Genomic DNA, 18736 nt, shown 5'->3' on the forward strand with positions numbered 1-18736 from the left:
GACAAGGACGCCCTGATAGAGCGCCTCGTCCTGGAGAACGCCGTCCTCAGGGCGGTGAACGACGTTTTAAAAGCCGCGAGCCTCGACGGGATGTCGAACAGGGAGAAGACCCTGGTGATAGACCGCCTGAGGCCTGCGGGGAAGTGGTCCTTGAGAGAACTCACCGCTTTCTTGAGGATATCGAGGAGCTCCTATGACTACCAGCGGCGCGCGATCGCCAGGCCGGACCGCCTGGCGCCGCTGAGGGCCCTCGTGCGGCGCGTGTTCCTGGAGGACGGCGACGGCGCGCGCGGCTACCGCTTCGTGGTGCGCAGGCTCCGCGAGCGCGGCGCGACTTCCGCTCGGCCCTGCCGAACTTCCTGTGGCTCACCGACATCACCGAGTTCAGGCTGCCCTCCGGCAGGAAGGTCTACCTGTCGGCCATCAGGGACTGCTTCGACTCCTCGGCCGTGGCGTGGAGGGCCGGCGAGAGCCCGGACGCCGCGCTCGCCAACTCGACGCTCGAGGACGCCTGCGCGCTGCTCGCGCCCGGCGAGGGCCCCGTCATCCACTCCGACCGCGGCGGGCACTACCGCTGGCCCGGCTGGATCTCGATCTGCGAGGGGCACGGCCTCACCAGGAGCATGTCGGCCAAGGGCTGCAGCCCGGACAACGCGGCGATGGAGGGCTTCTTCGGCCTGCTCAAGAGGGAGTTCTGGCACGGCAGGGACTGGGCGGGCTGGGCCCCCGCCCGCTTCATCGAGGAGCTCGGTGGCTGGATCGGCCGCTACAATACGGAGAGGCGCAGCGATGCGCTCGGCGGCCGCACGCCGGCCGAGTTCCGCGCCGCGCTGGGAAGGGCCGCGTGACGGTCCAGGAAATCGTCCGCAGTTCCCCGTCACCGGGCCTAAAACGGGAAATTATCCACTCTCATAGTCATCAAGGCTCACAGCCTCTTACTCGGCCACCTCGCGCAGGGCCGACATCGTAGCTGCATATTGCTGCTGCAGCGCATGCATTCCCTCGCGAGCGCCGTCAACGGAGCCGGCACCGCGCAGCGCTTCGGTCACCACGACCGCCGGCTCGTACAGATTATCGAATCCCAGGTTCTGGCTCACGCCCTTGAGCGTGTGCGCTGCCATAAACGCACCTTCGGCGTCTCCTGCCGCCATGGCGGCCTCCAGCTTGTCCATGCTCTCGTCATCCAAAAACTTGAGGGCAAAGCGGGCAAGCATTTCCTCGCCCATCAGCCGAGCGCACGCGTCATCATAATTAGCGCCGATCTTCTCATACGCCTCACGCATGGAAATCATGGATTAAAACTCCTTTGGTCAAACTAAATCGTGGGAAACGCGACGACGTCAGCGGGGCGTGCCAACGTCTCGGCAATTTGGTCTTGCACCTCGAGCAGACAATCGAGCAGCAGCGGGTTAAAGGTGCCGCACTTACCGTCCAGGATCATCTGAATTGCCTCCTTGTGCGGGATAGCGTCCTTGTACACGCGCACGCTCGTCAGAGCATCGTACACGTCGGCCACCGAAACCACCTGTGCGGCAATGGGAATTTCGTCGCCCTTAAGGCCATCGGGATAACCCTTGCCGTCCCAGCGCTCGTGATGCCAACGCGCAATCTGGTACGCATATTCCATAAGCGCATTGCCGGCGTGATGGCTACCCAGCTCAAGCAGCATGTCGGCGCCGATTGTGGTATGCGTCTTCATAATCTCGAACTCCTCGGGCGTAAGGCGCCCGGGTTTGTTGAGAATCGCATCGTCAATCGACATCTTGCCGATATCGTGCAGCGCCGAAGCCAGGGCAATCGTGGAGCGCTCCTCATTGTCAAGGGAAATGGTGTCGCTACGCTGGACCAGACAGCCAAGCAGCAGCTCGGTCAGCTTTTCGATGTTCGTAACGTGCCTGCCGCTCTCGCCGTTGCGAAGCTCCATGACGCCAGCCATGATGTCGATGAGCATGCGACTGTTCTTGACACGCTCGTTGTACTGCTGGGACAGCAGGCTCGTCAGGCGGCGCTGTTTGGCGTATAGGCGGATGGTGTTGCTTACACGGCGGCGCACGACACGGGAGTCAAACGGGCGGTTGATATAGTCCGAGGCGCCTAGCTCGTACGCGCGCAGAACCATATCATCGGAGTCTTCGCTCGAAATCATGATGACAGGCAGATTGTCACCAACCGATCGGCGCGACAGACCGGCCAGCACCTCAAAGCCGCTTATGCCCGGCATGACAATGTCCAGCAGCACGAGCGACAACTCATCGCCATAGCGGTCGACAATGTCGAGCGCCGCACGACCGTTATCGGCCTCGAGGATGCAATATTCGTCCTTGAGCATCTCGCTGAGAATGACTCGGTTCATCTCGGAGTCATCGACAATAAGCACCAAAGGCCTTTCGCTTTGGAAGGCCTCGATGGAATCGGCATCGGTCACGACCGTACCGGCTTTTGCCTTAGCGCGGCTCAGTAACTGGACAGCGCGGCCAACGCCCTCATCGACCGTCTCGCCATGAATGCGAACGCCACCAACACATGCCGTCAAGCTCACGTACTCATGGCCCGGAATAATCGTGGAACGAACGGCATCGGACACCTGATGCAGGCGACGGGTGAAGTCATCGGAGGGAATATTGGGCATGACAACCACAAACTTGTCGCAGCCATAGCGCACAAGCTCGTCAGTCGAACGGATTCCGCTGCGCATGGCTGTCGCCACAGCACCGAGCGCAAGGTCGCCGGCATGACGGCCACACGTATCGTTGAAGACCCTAAAATCATCAAGGTCGATCATCGCAACGCCGGCATTCATGCGGGCGCTTCGGAGCTTTTCCTCGTAATACCGGCGATTATGCACGCTCGTCAGCACGTCGGTGTAGACAAGGTCCTCTTCTGCAGCCTCTTGCCCATCGATCGGACGCACCATCAGCAGGACATGAGGCTTGCCCTCGACCTTCAGAGGGCGCAGATGGGCACGGTACTCAACGCCATCGTTGAGCAGTTGCTCCGACACCTCATCGGAATCTGTCAAGGCCTCAAGACTTGCCTGGCGCAAACAAGGGCAGCGATCGCCGGCGAGCAGGCAGTTAGGCTCGCTCTTAATCTGATCGGCCGACAGTAAACGTACCACGGGGTAGGTCTTCGCGACACGGGCGACCTCGGCGGCAGCCTCCTCGTCGGTTAGATTGACCTCGTGATTATTGAGCATATGGGGCCCTTTCGATAGTTTCGCATGGTGGCGGTGGGTTCCAAATGTTACAAGGGTAACACCTTGTCGATGCAGGTAAGCACGTGAATGCTGTTACATTTTTATGAGTTGGCAGACGGCGCGATTAAAGCCGCAGACGTGAGGTTTTGAGCACATTTGTTAACACGGCCGAAACGTTTGCGGGTGAAGTCTGCTTTGGCTATTGCGGGTGTTAGAGCCCCAGGATGCCAAGGACAGTCTGGGCAGCCGCTCCCGGGCGATCGCGCAGGCCGTTGTGCGCGCCGGGAACCATTACGAGCGGACAGTCCAAAAGCTCAGCCGCCACCCTCGTGCCCGCCTCGCGAGGCGTGCCAATCGAGAGCTCGCCCAGGAGCACGGCGGCCACCGTTTTCGACGCACGGACGCTATCCCAATCGGGAACGCAGGTCATAGTAATCCCGTATTCGTTCGCCATGAAACTGCGGCCGTTGCGCAGGGCATGCTTGGCTTCCGCCTCGGTTAACTTGGGGGCCTCAGGGTCCGAATCGCCGATGGCGCCCAGGAAGGCCCGTAATGCCCTGGAGACCTTTCCCGCGGCGATCATCTCGAGCAAAACCGGGGCCGCGCCCAGACCGGCGCCCTCATCCGTCACGGCGGGTTCATGCAGAATCGCACGCGAGATTATGGCGGGGTTTGCACGGAGAAGCTCCAGGGCCACCAACGTACCGGCACTGTGCGCGAGCACGTTTGCCGGAGCGCCAATATGCTCGATAACGACCTGCAGGTCGGCGGCTTGGGCGGCGAGGTCGTAGCGTCCGTCTGCAGCGTCGCCGCTCTCGCCGCAACCGCGGCGGTCGTAGGTAATGACGCGATAGTCACAGGCGAGCTCGCGGGCGATGCCGTCAAAAAAGACACCGTCGACGCACGCACCGTGCACGCAAACCAAGGCGGGTGCATCGGACGATACAACCGGGCCGGCATACTCGCGGCAGGCGATCGTAGTGCCCGCATTCTCGACCGTAAAATCCATACTGTGTTCCCATCATCAACGCCCATCCAGTTGCACGTCAGTACGATTGGATGGACCCGCATTGCCTTACGACTTGTTAACAGATTAACTGTACCCGACCCGAGGCTTTTCATGGCACGGCATAATGAGCGACGTGAAAAAACGAAACTTGTAAAGCAAGAGCCCACACCTTGCTTTGGAGCCGATGCTATGCTTAGGCACAATTGTCTTGAGGAGCATATGCCTATGTCTACGTTTTTGAATGCCGGCCCCATCTTTGGGCCCGTTCGCAGCCGTCGCCTGGGCCTTTCGCTCGGCGTCAACATGATGCCGGCCAGCGGCAAAATCTGCACGTTCGACTGCATTTACTGCGAAAACGGTCTCAACGCTGAGCGCCCCTGCCATGAGCCGTACAACACAGCTGCCGTGGTACTCGACGCGCTCGAGGTAAAGCTGCGCGAGATGGCAGCCGAGGGCAAGCTCCCCGATGTAATCACCTTCGCAGGCAACGGCGAGCCCACCGCCGCACCGGAGTTTCCGCAGGCCATCGCCGGCGCCGTCGCGCTGCGCGACGAGCTGGCCCCAAACACCAAGATTGCCGTGCTTTCCAACGGCACGCGCGCCGACCGTCCCCAGGTACACGATGCGCTCATGATGGTCGACGACAACATCCTCAAGCTCGATACGGTCGACCCGGCTTTTATCCAGCTGCTCGACCAGCCCGTTGGCCCCTACGATGTAGAGCACCAGATCGAGACGTTCGCGAGCTTTAACGGCCGCGTCATTATCCAGACGATCTTTTTGACCGGCGAGCACCGGGGCAAGTCTCTCGATAACACCGGCGAGGAGTACGTCGGCCCTTGGCTCGCGGCGCTCGAGCGCATTCGCCCGCAGGAGACGACCATCTACACGGTGGCGCGCGAGACACCGGTCGCCGGCCTTGCCAAAGCAGCGCCCGAGGCACTCGACACGATCGCCGCACGCGTGCGCGCCCTCGGCATCCCCTGCCAGGTGAGCTACTAGCAAAACCACGCAGCAGCCAGTGCCCGCCATCCCGCCCCATCAGTTGCGGTGATATAGTTCCTATTTGTGCTGTTAAACCGCTTAAATCGGAACTATATCACCGCAACTTTTATAGACGCGTGAGTGGGCTATACTAGCTGCGGATGAAAGGAAGTTAGCCATGTTTGACAAAGGACCCGTGCCCGGCCGCAACGACGCTTGCTGGTGCGGCAGCGGCAAAAAATATAAGAAATGCCATAGCACCTTTGATGAGCGCCTCGAGCGCTTGTGGGAAGAGGGCTGGGAGGTTCTGCCCCGCACGCTCTACAAGACGCCCGCCGATATCGAGGGCATCAAGCGCTCGGCCGCCATCAACGTGGGCGTGCTCGATTACGTAGGCGAGCACATCGCCGCGGGCATGACCACCAACCAGATCGACCAGATGATCTACGACTACACCGTCGAGCACGGCGGCACGCCGGCCGACCTCAACTACGAGGGCTACCCCAAGAGCGTATGCACCTCGATCAACGACGTGGTCTGTCACGGTATCCCCTGCGATACGGACGTGCTGCACGAGGGCGACATCATCAACGTCGACTGCTCCACGATCCTGGACGGCTACTTTAGTGATTCGAGCCGCATGTTCTGCATCGGTGAGGTCTCTGCCGAGCGCCAGCGCCTGGTCGAGGTCACCCGCGCCAGCGTGGAAGCGGGCTTGGCAGCCGTCAAGCCATGGTTGCCGCTCTCCGTTATGGCCGAAGCCGTGCAAAAGACGGTCGAGGACGCCGGCTTTAGCGTGGTGCGCGAGTACGGCGGACACGGCATTGGCAAGGAGTTCCACGAGGACCCGTTTGTGGGCTTTACCACCGAGGCGCCCGATGTGGACACCATCATGGCTCCGGGCATGGTCTTTACCATCGAGCCCATGGTCAACGCCGGGGCGCCCGACATTAAGATTAGCAAGGGTGACGGTTGGTGCGTGCGCACCAAGGACGGCAGCGATTCGGCTCAGTGCGAGGTACAGCTCGTGGTGACCGAGGACGGCTACGAGCTGCTGAGCTGGTAGCCGCAGATGCGCCGGATGCTGACGGGCAAACCCGCTTTGCATCCGGCGTTTTATTTGAACGTTTTGCCTGATAAAACCTGCCAAAATAAACCTGTCCTTTTTTGGCAGGCTGAGCGGAGATGACTGCTTGTGAACATCCTGGTTTTGTTGCCTGTCAACGACCGCCATCGTGCGATCCTCGAGTCGAGCGCTCCAGGCGAGGACTTTATCTACACGAGCGCCGACGCCGCCACACGTGAACAGGTCGCCGATGCCGACGTGATCCTGGGCAACATCGACCCTGGCATGCTCACGGCATGCGAGCATCTCCAGCTGTTGCAATTGCAGACCGCCGGCTATGACGATTACTTGGCCGCCGGCACCGTGCCGGCTGAAGCTAAGCTGTCTTGCTCGATCGGCGCCTACGGTCAGGCCGTGAGCGAGCACATGTTTACCATGGTCCTTTCCATGATGAAGCGCCTGCCCGGCTATCACGATTTGCAGCGCGAGCATCGCTGGGAGGATTTGGGGCCGGTTACCTCGCTCAAAAATGCCAACGTGCTGGTGCTGGGCGCGGGCGACATTGGCGGCCACTTTGCCACGCTCTGCCGCAGCATGGGTGCGCACGTCCGCGGCATCAAGCGCCATCCGCTCGTCTACCCCATTGTGTTTGAGGACATGGACGGCATGGACGCCCTACCTGAGCGCTTGGCGAAGGCCGACATCGTCGCATCCTTTATGCCGAGCACACCCGAGACCCGCGGCCTGGCGAACGCCGAGTTCTTCGCCGCGATGAAGCCGGGCGCCTTCTTTGCCAACGGCGGCCGCGGCGACCTTGTGGTCGCCGACGACTTGGTTGCCGCCTTGGAGTCGGGACATCTCGCCGGCGCCGCGGTCGACGTCACCGACCCCGAGCCCCTGCCCGCGACAAGCCCGCTGTGGGATGCGCCCAACATGCTCATCACACCGCATATCTCGGGCTGGTTCCACTTGGAGGCCACGCTCAACAATGTGGTCGACATTGCCGCGGAGAACTTGCGTCATCTGCAAGCGGGTGAGACGCTCCGCCGTTGGATCGAACACTAAGAATTACGCCGTTTTACAAACGGCGTAATGAGCCGACGCTGCGAGCCCGCCGTTTGGCCAACCTGCGGCGCTTTGCTGGCGCGGCCCTACCTGTGGGCTCTCGCTGACCATTATTCGACCAAAGGGGTCTAGCGCTATTTAAGCGTTGTTAGATAGCTTCTTGCGTCTTCTACGCTCATTGCTGCGACAGGCGCGTGTGAACAGAGTTTGACATCGTTGGTGACCAGTAAATCTGCTTGGGAGCGCATCGCTGCCGCAATGATTAAATCGTCTTCGTAATCGCTATGGAGATTACGCTGCTTGCTCGCCATCCATATGTCACTCAGGTCGCAGGGTACCGGCGTGGCAAGTTGCGACAACACGTCGAGGCAATCCCATGCAAGTGATGTCGCCGCCACGGCGGCATCTTGGGATAGTGAGCCATGCTCGCGCCGATACCATGCCTTATGTTCGCTTGAAATCAAATAGAACAGGTCTTTGGACGATGTCGCCGCATACAGCAAATCCACCTGCGCCGTGCATGCATCGCGTAAAAACTCAATCGCCACCGAACGACCACGTCGTGAGGGAATGAAGTAATCGAGCCACACGTTGGTGTCAACCAAGATACGCCTTGGAGCCTCACTCATACAGCCAGCTCATCTCCTCGCCATAGCGATCCGCATAGGCATTCCGTTTGAGCTCTTCGTCGTCCGATGGCTGAGCCCTGACCATATCGATTCCCGACTCACGGCAAGCGGCAGCGAACAGCTTCGACCCCTGATCCATGAGCTCGAGCTTACGTTTGGCGGCCTTTTCGCGCTCGCGCTGTTCCGCCCGGGCACGACTGGGCAGCAGGATATCCTCGAGCGCGCCGGGCCGATCAGCCAGAGATGCCGCAAGTTGCCAGAGCGCACGCACCGCTTGGCTCGGCGTCATACCGGCCCTGGAGAGAGCGGCGTCCCCACTCCTTTTAAGATCGGCATCGAGACGCACGTTGATCTGAGCGGCTGTTGTGGTCATGACCCCTCCTTAATACTTCAAAACTATCATAAAACTCTATGGTAAATACGTAAAGCATGTATAGCATTTATAAGCATTAGCCGTACTCTGTACACAAAAAGCCGCCGAGGCACACTGCACCTCGGCGGCCACGTATCACAGATCTAACTCGGTTTCACCCTTTGCATTTGCCCAGATAAAACCTGCCGAAATCAACATCCCTCTTTGGCAGGTTTTAGAGCTCCGCGCTTTCGGCTCCGTTGATATGGAGGTCGCGCTCGTAGAAGGCGGTGAGGGCGCGGATGGCGTACATCACGTCGCGTACGCCGCCGGTCTCGTAGCTTGAGTGCATGGCCAGCTGCGGCAGGCCCACGTCCACGGCATGCATGCTCGCCTGCATATTGGACAGGTTGCCGAGTGTGGAGCCTCCGGCCATATCGCTCTTGTTGGCGAAGGCCTGTGTGGGTACGTCGGCGTCATCGCAGATGGCCTGGAACACCGCGCGGCTAAAGGCATCGGTGCAGTAGTGCTGGTTGGCGGCTTCCTTAATGACGATGCCGCCGTTGAGCACAACCTGGTTGCGGGCATCGCACTTCTCGGCGTGGTTGGGATGCACGGCATGCGCGTTGTCGCAGCTCACAAGCATCGAGGCGGCAAGTGCGCGATGGTACGACTCGTCGTCAAAGCCCAGCGATCCGTTGATGCGGCGCAGCGCGTCGGCCAAGAACGTCGACATGGCGCCCTGCTTGGTCTCGGAGCCAACCTCCTCGTTATCAAAGCAGCAGAAGACCGAGATGTCATGCGCATTCTCGGCACCCAAAAATGCCTGCAGCGAGGTATAGGCGCAGGCCAGGTCGTCAAGCTTGGGCGTCGAGATAAACTCGTCGGCCCAGCCCCAAATGCGCGCATCCTGACGATTGACCAGGAACAGGTCGCGACCCAGAATCTGCTCGGGCTCAACGTCCAGTTCGTCAGCGATCAGTGCGTCAAAATCTCCCTGTTTAAGCTCGCCGACGCTGATGAGCGGGCACAGGTCGACGGCTCGGTTGGGAGCAAAGCCCTCGTTAACGCCGCGGTTCATGTGGATGGCAAGGCTCGGAATGATAGCGACCTCGCGCTCGGTAGCAAGCAGGCGGCTCTCGATACGGTCGCCCTCGCGCACCAGTACGCGGCCCGCGAGCGCCAGCGGGCGATCGAACCAAGTGTAGTCGATCATGCCGCCGTAGGCCTCGATGTTCAGACGCAGCGTCTCGCCCGCACCGTCAAGTTCGGGCACGGCCTTGACCTTAAACGTCGGAGAATCGCTGTGCGACGCCGTGAGCTGAAAATGATAGTCACCGGCAACACCGTCCTCGCCCCACGTCGCGGCCAGGTCCTCGCCCACCTTAAAGGCAACAACGCTCGAGGTGTTGCGCTGCGTGTAATAACGCCCGCCCGGCTCGATGTCCCACGCCGCATTCTCGGGCAGGTAGGTAAAGCCCGCCTCGTCGAGCTCGGCCATAATGGTCGCCGCCGTATGGAACATGCTGGGGCATGCCTCGATAAAGTCGATAAGGTCGTTGGCGGCCTCGATATCATCGGCCGTCACATGCGCGCGCTCGGGCGTTTCCTGATCCGTCATGCTCTCCCCTTTCGCTGGGTTGATGGTCCCCTCCAGCATACCCCGCCACGCCAGCGCCGCACTCTTCATTCCGTGCTTAATTCCGCGCCACTCACCAAGTTGAGCCATCATGCCCGCGCTCCTTTTGCGACAATTGCGCTAACAGGACGAGAGGAGCCGTCATGAAGCCACGTAACATTGCCATCACCTGCGGTGTCGCGGGAGTCGCCGTCGGCCTTGCCGCTGCCACCGGTATCGTTTATCACAAGCAAATCAAGTCCGCCGCGTCGCTCAAACGCTTGACCGGCTACGCGGATGGCTATGACCTGTACGCAATCGACATCGCCTACGACTACGATCTCGATCGCATCATCGCCGCTGGCGTGCGCGACGACCAGGCCTACATCGATGCCGTGGTGGCGCAGGTGCTGCCCGGTGTGCCGGCACATGTCCAGGCGCCCCAGTTTGCCTGCAGCGCTTTTGTCGCCGTAGATGCCGAAGGCCGCGTGCGCACCGGTCGCAATTACGACTTTAAGGACGACACCTCGGCGCTGCTGGTGCGCAATCACCCACGCGGCGGCTATGCTTCCATCGGGCTTGCCGCCCTTAACAACCTGGGCGATAACACTCCACTTGACTCCGTCGCCGGACGCGCCGCGGCACTCATGGGCCCGTTTGCCCAGCTCGACGGTGTTAACGAATGCGGCGTGTTCATTGCCGTACTCACCCTGGATTCCAAGCCCTGTGACCAGGACACGCAACGGCCCGTCATCAACACCTCGCTCGCCATCCGTCTGGTGCTCGACCGTGCCGCCACCACGCAAGAAGCTGTCGACCTGCTTTTCGCCTACGACATGCACGCCATGGCAGGACGCGATTACCACTTCTTTATCAACGACGCCGCCGGTGACGCGCGCGTAGTAGAATGGGACCCGCGCGATCCGGACCGCGCTTTCAAAGCGACTCCTGTACGCCAGGTTACGAACTTCTACGCCTGCTATGACGACGAAGTGCTGTCCAACCAAAAGAATGGCGAGCTGGGCCATGGTAAAGAGCGCGCCGTCGCAATCGCCGATGTTCTTGACGCCCATGTCGGTGCCCAGGACGAAACGATTGTCTGGGAAGCCCTGCGTGCCGCAGCGCAAGAACCCAATCCGGAAGACATCACCAGCAATACGCAATGGTCGGTCGTCTTTGACAATACCGAACCCGCCGCCGCTATTACGCTGCGCCGCCACTGGGGCGACGTCGACGCCTTCGCACTGTAAGGAGCCAGGCCCGTCAACCTTACGCCCGCCTGACGTTGTTTACATTTCCATACGCTTGAGCTAACACGTTTTACCCCCGCGTCAACAGTGTGCGGGGGTAAACTTATGCGCATGTTATAACTTGCCCGGAAGGATTCATCATGCTTAGGATCGGTCTTCTTACCAGTGGCGGCGACTGCCAGGCGCTCAACGCCACTATGCGCGGCATCGTCAAAACGCTTATGACAAATAGCGAAGAACCTATCGAGATCTATGGTTTTGAGGACGGCTACCAGGGCCTTATCTACAGCAGATTCCGCGTCATGACGCCCGCCGATTTTAGCGGCATCCTCACCCGCGGCGGCACCATCCTGGGCACGAGCCGTACGCCGTTCAAGCGCCTGAATGTTCCCGAGGCCGATGGCGTCGAGAAGGTGCCCGCAATGGTCCACACCTATCATAAACTGCAGCTCGACTGCCTGTTTATGCTGGGTGGCAACGGATCCACCAAGACCGCCAACCGCCTGCGCGAAGAGGGCCTCAACGTTATCGCGCTGCCCAAGACCATCGATAACGACACCTGGGGCACCGAGTTGACGTTTGGCTTTACGAGCGCCATCGACGTCGCTACCAAGTGCATCGACGACATCCACACCACCGCCTCAAGTCACGGCCGCGTGTTCGTTATCGAGATCATGGGTCACAAGGTTGGCTGGATTCCGCTGTATGCCGGCGTCGCGGGCGGCGCAGATGTCATCTTGATTCCCGAGATTCCCTACGACATGGATAACGTCATCAAGACCATCGAGCATCGCATGGAGACCGGCAGCCGCTTTACTATCGTGGCCGTCGCCGAGGGCGCTATCTCCAAGGAGGACGCGGCGCTGCCCAAGAAGGAGTACAAGAAGAAGCTCGCCGAGCGCACGAGCCCGTCAATCGTGTACGACATCGCCAAGGAGATCGAGGCCAAGACCGGTCGCGAGACCCGCGTCGCCATCCCCGGCCACACGCAGCGCGGCGGCCAGCCCGACGCCCAGGACCGCATCTTTGCGACCCAGTGCGGCGTCGAGGCAGCGCTCGGCTGCCTGCGCGGCGAGTTTGGCTACATGATTGCCCTGCGCGACGGCAAGATGTGCCATATGCCGCTCGAGGATGTCGCCGGCAAGCTCAAGTTTGTCGATCCCCAGAGCGATCTGGTGCGCGAGGCCAAGGCGTTGGGCATCAGCTTCGGCGACGAATAGCCTCGGCTGGAACCGCCCCCATCGGAGGCCCCAGGGCTTACCTCCCAAATCGTCCTCGGACATGTCAGGACCCCGCCGTGCGCTTCGCGCGGCGGGGTCCTTCCGTCCTGCGGAAAGATTTGGGAGGTAAGCCCTGGGGCCTCCTACGGTAACTAAGGAGACCGAGGCTATTCGCCTTCTTGCTGCGGGTGCCTAGGGTGGGGTGCAACGTGCATTTTCGGGAGTTTTCAGCAGCCGTGGGTGCCTGCATACTGGATTTTGGGCGAAAAGCAGGCGCCATGGGCCACGTTCTGTAAAAAATGACCAGCTCTTGAGGCATTGGGGGTCCAGGACCAGGGCATTCAACGCGGTTTTGTGCACCCGTTCCCGTACCCGCGGGCTCCGGGATGCTGAATACTCCGGAATTTGCACGCCGCCCCCGGGGGTACCTGTGGGCAAAAAGCAACCACCCAGCCGAAATATGCATTTTGCGGTGCGGTTTATGCAGTACAGCGGCTGTGGATGCGCATGCCGCCCAGCGTTCTTACCGACCGATGCAACGTCGTGCGTAGCCCTTAATGTCTTCGGTGAAACCGTCAAGGTCGTCGAGCGTGATCACGTTATCGGAAAGCAAGTTGGCAATCTCGTAATGCATGGTGCTGCGGCGAATATCGTTCACAAGCACTCCTGAGGACAGCTTGTCCCTATTGATACGCTCTTCTAACGCCCAAAATCTACTGGACGCTTCACTGCCACCGTTCAGTATCTCGATGTACTGGCCGATGAGCATTTCCATATAGCTTTCTTGCCATTTTGGGAGCAGCTCTTTAAACAGCTTCCAGTCGCTTTCAGCTAGCTCGCCCATGCTTCCTCCACTCGACAAGCGGACTTTGCCAAACGACTCTATTCTATTTGGTATTTTGCTCGCAACCGTGGATCAAGGGACCTTCGTTCTTCGAGTATGAACCTGAATGAACCGTTTGCTACAAAATGCGCCTAATTACTACGATGATTCGAATGCCTTCGACCATGCCGAAAAGGGTGAAAGTAAAACCGCAGGTAGATGGCTTGCCGATTTTCGAAAAAGATAAGTGTGGTCAGCCTCATCGAGTTCATCGTAGTAAATCGGCCTTTTTCTTGGCATGCAGTGAGTTAAATGCCAGTTCCCGTGCTGGAATTGCCCGCCCCATTCGTGAGTTGCGGTGAAATAGGGACTGTTAGACACTCCAAGGTCCTCAACGGTCCGTATTTCACCGCAACTTGGAAGGGGCGAGCGGCGTTGGCCAAGCATTGTTGACGGGTTGGAACGGCTTAGGCTTGTTTGCGGCGCTTCCATTGCTTTCGGCACCAGCACATGAGTGCCTCTATGAAGGGAAGCGTGATGAGGATGACCCATGCGGGATGGGGCTGCGCCAAGCAAAGCCACATATAGAGAAACCAGGCAATGGCGGCTGTTGGATAGACGCTGCCGATTAGCTTAGATAGATGACGTCGGTCGATGAAGTCGCCCATCGCATAGTAGACGGGAATCAGAAAGACCAGAAAGAGCCCCATACCCCACGTGCCGCAGATGATGCCGAGCGCGAGATAGGCGAGGACGACAAGTGCAGGAAAGGGAAACTCGTTCCATGCGCGACCGATCTTGGTGTGGAAATGCTTGCCATGATGGTCGAGCTTGTCGTGTGCCTCTTTCCAGCTGGAAAACGTCTCGCCGTCGATGGTGACGGTGCCGTCGTCATTGGTATGTACACTGTGTCCATCATCCTCTAGCGTATCGATATGCAATCCGCCCGGCCCCACATGGACCTCTTCACCCTTGCGCTCGTTAGCCACGTGGATGCCACTCCAACCAACATGAACCTCTTCGCCTTTGTTGGGATCAATAACATGGATACCGCGTGCGAGAGAAATATCGACAAGTGGCTTGCCGTCAGGATCCACGTGCTCGGTAGAAGACTCGGCGCCTTCAGACTCGTCCAAATTGTCTGCGCCAGAGTCACTGTCTGCCGAGTCATCGGTATCACAAACCGCTTCTCCATACAGCAGTTCATCCAGTGACACGCCATACAGCGCGGCGAGTGCAATAAGGTTATCGGTATCGGGCGAGGATTCGCTGCGTTCCCATTTGCTGACAGCTTGGCGGCTTACGCCCAACTGGGCAGCAAGAGCCTCCTGGGAAAGACCGGCAGCTTTGCGGCGATCGACGAGGCGCTGTGCCATCGCAAGATCCATAGTGGTTCCTTTCATGTGGCGACCGTAATCGAATGAGCCGAGTATGCCGAGAATAACCGGTAGCGACCACCATTTCTAGTTAGAATCTGCCCCAACCCTACCGCAACTACGAGTAGCAACCCCCTAATGGCCTGCCCTTTCATGACAAATGTCAGTACGCATAACAGCCAAGAGCCCTCTCAATATGTTGCGGTGGAATAGTTCCTGTTTCATGGCTCTGCTATGCCAAACAGGAACTATTCCACCGCAACTTACTATCAGGCCACGCACCCGCAGAGTAGCTACGGGTGCCTAGGGTAGGATGCGGCGTGCATTTTTGGGAGTATTCAGCAGCCGAGGGTGCCTGCATACTGGATTTTGGGCGAAAGGCAGGCACCATGGGCCGCATCCTGTAAAAAACGAGCGGCTCTAGAGGCGTTGGGGCTCAGAATCGGGGCTTTCAGCGCAGTTTTGCACTCCCGCCCCCGCGCCCGCGGACTCCGGGATGCTGAATACTCCGGAATTTGCACGCCGCCCCCTGGGGCACCAGTGGGCAAAAAGCAACCGCCCCGTCAAAGTATGCATTTGGCGGGGCGGTTTATACAAAAAGGCGGTTGTGGACGCGTCAACGGCTCGCTAGAACTTGAATCCCAGAACAGGCTACTCGGCACTCTTGAGGGCGCCGACCATGTCGATCTTGTTGAGGGTACGATTGGTGGCGAGGTTGACGATAAACGTAAAGCCAAAGGAAAGCACCACGGCGAGCACGTAGCTTAGCGGCTCGACCTCGACATCAAAGTACAGCGACGGCATCTGCAAAATGTACGTAAAACTCTCGGCCAGCAAGCCGCCCAGCGGCACGCCCAGCGCAGCGCCAATCGCCGTGAGGATCAACGTCTCCTTGTTGACGTAATGGTGCACCTCACCGCGGCGGAAGCCCAGTACCTTGATGGTCGCCAGCTCGCGCTCGCGCTCGGAGATATTCGTGTTGGACAGCGTAAACACCACCACAAACGACAGGCACGCTGCCATGAAGGTCACGAGCACCACAACCGAATTGATGATCGTAAAGTTCGCCTCATAGTTTTCCCAATGCTCGGCCGTACTCGAAATCGTAAGCCAACCGTCACTCTTAAGATTCTTGCTAAACGCAATCTGGTCGGCCGACGAACCCTTAAGCAGCACAAAGACGCCGTTAAGACGTGCGCTTCGACCGAACGCGCGCTCATAGGTGCCCTGCGTCATGTAAAGCGTGTTGCCCAGATAGTTAAGCGAAATGTCGCTGACTTTGACCTTGGCAACATTGAGCGACGAATCCTGGACGTGAGCCGTATCGCCCGGCTGAATCCCCAGCACCAGCTGTGAACTTTTGCTCAGATACACGTCTCCGTCACGCAAAGACAGCGGTTCTTTTGACTCATCCTCCAGACGCACGTAATCGCCCAAGTCACTCGTGCGGTTATCGGGCACCACGATCAGCTGCACGGTCTCGCTCTTGCCGCCAAACGTAAAGGTGACGTTGTCGGTCATAATCGGCAGGGTCGAGGTCACGGTCACGTTGAAATCATTGGCCGCGCTGCGCTCATCCAATGCCGCGCACGTCTGCGAAAAATCGTCGGGATTGGCGACCGCCAGCAGGTCGTAGCGCGTGATATGCCCGTACTGTTTGGGCGAAAGCGCCACCGACGTGTCGCGAATGCCCATACCGCAGATCACGAGCGCCGTGCAGCCGGCGATACCGAAGATGGTCATAAAAGCGCGCTTTTTGTAGCGGAACAGGTTACGTGCTGCCACCTTGTTCAAAAAGCCCATGCGGCGCCAGATAAAGCCGATGCGCTCAAGCAAGATGCGAGAGCCGGCGCGCGGGGCCTTGGGACGCATGAGCGAGGCTGGGGTCTCGGCCATCTCGTGGCGGCAGGCGATAATCGTAGCGCCCACCACGCCCACGGCAAACAGCGCCACCGACACGAGTGAAGACACGATATCGTACGAAAGCAGCATCTGGGGCAGCGAGTACATGTCGTCGAACACCGTAAACAAGAACAGTGGCAGGCCCACAAAGCCGATGATGTTGCCGAGCACGCCGCCGATCAGACATGCCCACAGCGCATAGTCCACGTATTTGGACAGAATACGCCCGCTCGAATAGCCGAGTGCCTTGTACAGGCCGATGAGCGTGCGCTCCTCCTCGACCATGCGCGTGGCGGTGGTAAGACTGATGAGCACAGCAACGACAAAGAAGATAAATGGGAAAACCGTGGCGATGGCCTCGATCGAAGAACTGTCGCTCTCGACGCTCGAGTAGCTTGCGATGTTACCGCGGTCCTGAATGTACCAGGTGCATTCGCCCAGATCGGAAAGCTCGGCGCGGGCATCGGCAAAATGCTGGTCGGCGGCGGCGCGGCGCTGGTCCAACTCGGTCTGAGCCTGGACGCGCTCCTCGCTGCCCTCGGCCATACGGTTGATGTTATCCTGCTCGATCCCAAAGAGCATGGCGGTCTGACGCTCGGCCGCATCCAAGCTTGCCGGCGTGTCGACCGTCAGCTCCTGAGCGCGCGCCTTCTCGCGCTCCTCGCGGATCTTCTCGATATTGCCTTTGACCTCGTTGATCTTTGTCGTGTAGGCATCCGAATAGGAGTTGAGGCTCTTGGCTCCCTCGACGATCACGTGGACCGCGGAGTAGGAAGAAGATGTCGCGGCATCCTCGCTCACATAGAACTTATAGTCCGCCGCCGAAGCAGCGCGAAAGGCGTTGACTGTCGAGTCGGAGCTCACATCAGTGGGATCGAGGACCTCGGCCGTAATGGTGTAATCGCCTGCGGCAAACTGATCCTTGGCGCTTTGGTTCGACGAGCTCGCGTCATTGGCGGCAAAGCTCACCGTATCGCCGAGCTTTTTGCCCGAAGCCTTCAGGAACTTCGAAGTCACCGCGACCTCATCGGCGCTCTCGGGCAAATCGCCGTTCACGAGCACCGGCTGATCGATGTTCTCTTTGGAAAGGCTCTGCACGACCACGCGCTCGCGCGTTGTGCCCACGGCGGTGTAGGCGGTCTCGGTGTAGATGCCCTCGGCCGTCTCGACGCCGTCGACCTCTTGGATAGCCGCAAGATCGTCACGCGTAAGACCATAGGTCGACTGCACGTTAATGTCATAGACATTCTGCTGGTCAAAATAGGCGTCGACCGAATCGCACAGGTCCTCGCAACCCGCCTTAAGGCCGCACATCACGCTCACGCCGAGCGCGGTGATGACCACGATAGATAGGAAGCGCTTAAGACTGCCCCGAATCGTGCGGTAGATGCCACGGCGAAATACCGTCGGCACCATATCGTTTGAGCTTTGAGCGGTGCGGTAGGTCGCGAACTCCCGGTCGCGACCCGCGTGCTCCGTATCGTGGTTTTGGCTGTTTTGGCGATCTTGGTCCATGGGCGCTACCACTCGATCGTCTCGATAGACACGGGATTTTGCTGAACCGTCTCGCTCTCCACGCGACCGTTCTTAAAGCGAATCAAGCGATCGGCCATGGGCGCCAGCGCGGAGTTATGGGTGATGATAATGACCGTGATGCCCTGCTTGCGACAGGTATCCTGCAGTAGCTGCAAGATCTGCTTGCCAGTTTTGTAGTCGAGTGCACCCGTGGGCTCGTCGCACAAAAGCAGCTTGGGATTCTTGGCCAGTGCGCGGGCGATGGACACGCGCTGCTGCTCGCCGCCCGAAAGCTGCGCCGGAAAGTTGGCGAGGCGCTCGCCCAGGCCAACCTGGCGAAGCGTCTGTTCGGCATCGAGCGAATCGGGGCAGATCTGAGCTGCGAGCTCGACGTTTTCGAGCGCCGTCAGGTTGGGGACCAGATTGTAGAACTGGAAGACAAAGCCCACGTCGGCGCGGCGGTATTCCACAAGCTGTGCCTCGTTGGCAGCGCTCACGTCACGCCCGTCCACCGTCACGGTGCCGGAGGTTACCGTATCCATGCCGCCCAGGATGTTGAGCGCCGTGGTCTTGCCGGCACCCGAGGCGCCTAGGATAATGGCGAGCTCACCGCGCTCAACGGTAAAGCTCGCGCCGTCGAGCGCGTGAATGCGGGCATCGCCCTCGCCGTATGCTTTGATGACGTCTTTGAATTCGATATAAGCCATCGATTAATTCCAATCTGGTCGGAT

The 18736-nt window shown here is 59.5% G+C and carries 15 protein-coding genes and 1 pseudogene; 6 read left to right on the plus strand and 10 right to left on the minus strand.

Annotated elements, in window-relative coordinates:
• Window positions 1-287 precede the first annotated feature (287 nt).
• Window positions 288-848: pseudogene (locus OGM60_08385) on the plus strand (IS3 family transposase).
• An 87-nt stretch (window positions 849-935) separates the two neighbouring features.
• Here OGM60_08385 and OGM60_08390 read toward each other — a convergent pair.
• The 3 genes from OGM60_08390 to OGM60_08400 all read right to left on the minus strand — a co-directional run bounded on the left by OGM60_08390 (window position 936) and on the right by OGM60_08400 (window position 4205).
• Window positions 936-1292 (minus strand): Hpt domain-containing protein, encoded by a 357-nt coding sequence (locus OGM60_08390; GenBank protein ID UYI98896.1) that lies wholly within the window; start codon window positions 1290-1292, stop codon window positions 936-938.
• A 23-nt stretch (window positions 1293-1315) separates the two neighbouring features.
• Window positions 1316-3196, minus strand: a complete 1881-nt coding sequence (locus OGM60_08395; GenBank protein UYI98897.1) for a diguanylate cyclase — start codon at window positions 3194-3196, stop codon at window positions 1316-1318.
• Between the two features lie 211 nt (window positions 3197-3407).
• The gene (locus tag OGM60_08400) at window positions 3408-4205 is read right to left on the minus strand and encodes an alpha/beta fold hydrolase (GenBank protein UYI98898.1); all 798 of its coding nucleotides are present in this window, start codon (window positions 4203-4205) and stop codon (window positions 3408-3410) included.
• A 225-nt stretch (window positions 4206-4430) separates the two neighbouring features.
• Here OGM60_08400 and OGM60_08405 point away from each other — a divergent pair, with 225 nt between their 5' ends.
• The 3 genes from OGM60_08405 (at window position 4431) to OGM60_08415 (ending at window position 7320) form a co-directional block, all read left to right on the plus strand.
• Window positions 4431-5207 carry a radical SAM protein gene (locus OGM60_08405; GenBank protein ID UYI98899.1) on the plus strand — a complete coding sequence of 259 codons (777 nt, stop codon included), beginning with the start codon at window positions 4431-4433 and terminating at the stop codon, window positions 5205-5207.
• 160 nt (window positions 5208-5367) lie between these two features.
• Window positions 5368-6255, plus strand: coding sequence for a type I methionyl aminopeptidase (gene map / locus OGM60_08410; GenBank protein ID UYI98900.1), 888 nt, complete (start codon window positions 5368-5370; stop codon window positions 6253-6255).
• Between the two features lie 129 nt (window positions 6256-6384).
• Window positions 6385-7320, plus strand: a complete 936-nt coding sequence (locus OGM60_08415) for a D-2-hydroxyacid dehydrogenase (protein ID UYI98901.1) — start codon at window positions 6385-6387, stop codon at window positions 7318-7320.
• Between the two features lie 134 nt (window positions 7321-7454).
• On the opposite strand, the gene OGM60_08420 is transcribed toward OGM60_08415, so the two are convergent.
• The 3 genes from OGM60_08420 to OGM60_08430 form a co-directional block, all read right to left on the minus strand.
• Complete coding sequence (locus OGM60_08420; GenBank protein ID UYI98902.1) at window positions 7455-7925, minus strand: PIN domain-containing protein; 471 nt, start codon at window positions 7923-7925, stop codon at window positions 7455-7457.
• Between the two features lie 16 nt (window positions 7926-7941).
• On the minus strand, window positions 7942-8322 hold the full coding sequence (locus tag OGM60_08425; GenBank protein UYI98903.1) for a hypothetical protein: 381 nt from the start codon (window positions 8320-8322) through the stop codon (window positions 7942-7944).
• Window positions 8323-8536: 214 nt separating this feature from the next.
• Window positions 8537-9922: a M18 family aminopeptidase gene (locus OGM60_08430; protein ID UYI98904.1), complete on the minus strand. Its 1386-nt coding sequence runs from the start codon at window positions 9920-9922 to the stop codon at window positions 8537-8539.
• Window positions 9923-10083: 161 nt separating this feature from the next.
• On the opposite strand from OGM60_08430, the gene OGM60_08435 reads away from it, so the two are divergent.
• Both OGM60_08435 and OGM60_08440 read left to right on the plus strand, forming a co-directional pair.
• Window positions 10084-11169 carry a carcinine hydrolase/isopenicillin-N N-acyltransferase family protein gene (locus tag OGM60_08435; protein UYI98905.1) on the plus strand — a complete coding sequence of 362 codons (1086 nt, stop codon included), beginning with the start codon at window positions 10084-10086 and terminating at the stop codon, window positions 11167-11169.
• A 140-nt stretch (window positions 11170-11309) separates the two neighbouring features.
• Window positions 11310-12389: a 6-phosphofructokinase gene (locus OGM60_08440; protein UYI98906.1), complete on the plus strand. Its 1080-nt coding sequence runs from the start codon at window positions 11310-11312 to the stop codon at window positions 12387-12389.
• 523 nt (window positions 12390-12912) lie between these two features.
• Here the strand turns inward: OGM60_08440 and OGM60_08445 are convergent.
• The 4 genes from OGM60_08445 to OGM60_08460 form a co-directional block, all read right to left on the minus strand.
• Window positions 12913-13233, minus strand: coding sequence for a hypothetical protein (locus OGM60_08445; protein UYI98907.1), 321 nt, complete (start codon window positions 13231-13233; stop codon window positions 12913-12915).
• A 446-nt stretch (window positions 13234-13679) separates the two neighbouring features.
• Entirely contained in the window at window positions 13680-14600 is a 921-nt protein-coding gene (locus tag OGM60_08450) for a helix-turn-helix domain-containing protein (GenBank protein UYI98908.1), read from the minus strand.
• A 639-nt stretch (window positions 14601-15239) separates the two neighbouring features.
• Complete coding sequence (locus OGM60_08455; protein ID UYI98909.1) at window positions 15240-18005, minus strand: hypothetical protein; 2766 nt, start codon at window positions 18003-18005, stop codon at window positions 15240-15242.
• Between the two features lie 5 nt (window positions 18006-18010).
• The gene (locus OGM60_08460; GenBank protein UYI98910.1) at window positions 18011-18712 is read right to left on the minus strand and encodes an ABC transporter ATP-binding protein; all 702 of its coding nucleotides are present in this window, start codon (window positions 18710-18712) and stop codon (window positions 18011-18013) included.
• Window positions 18713-18736 lie beyond the last annotated feature (24 nt).

The sequence above is a fragment of the Coriobacteriaceae bacterium genome (assembly GCA_025757745.1).
Lineage (GTDB): Bacteria > Actinomycetota > Coriobacteriia > Coriobacteriales > Coriobacteriaceae > Collinsella.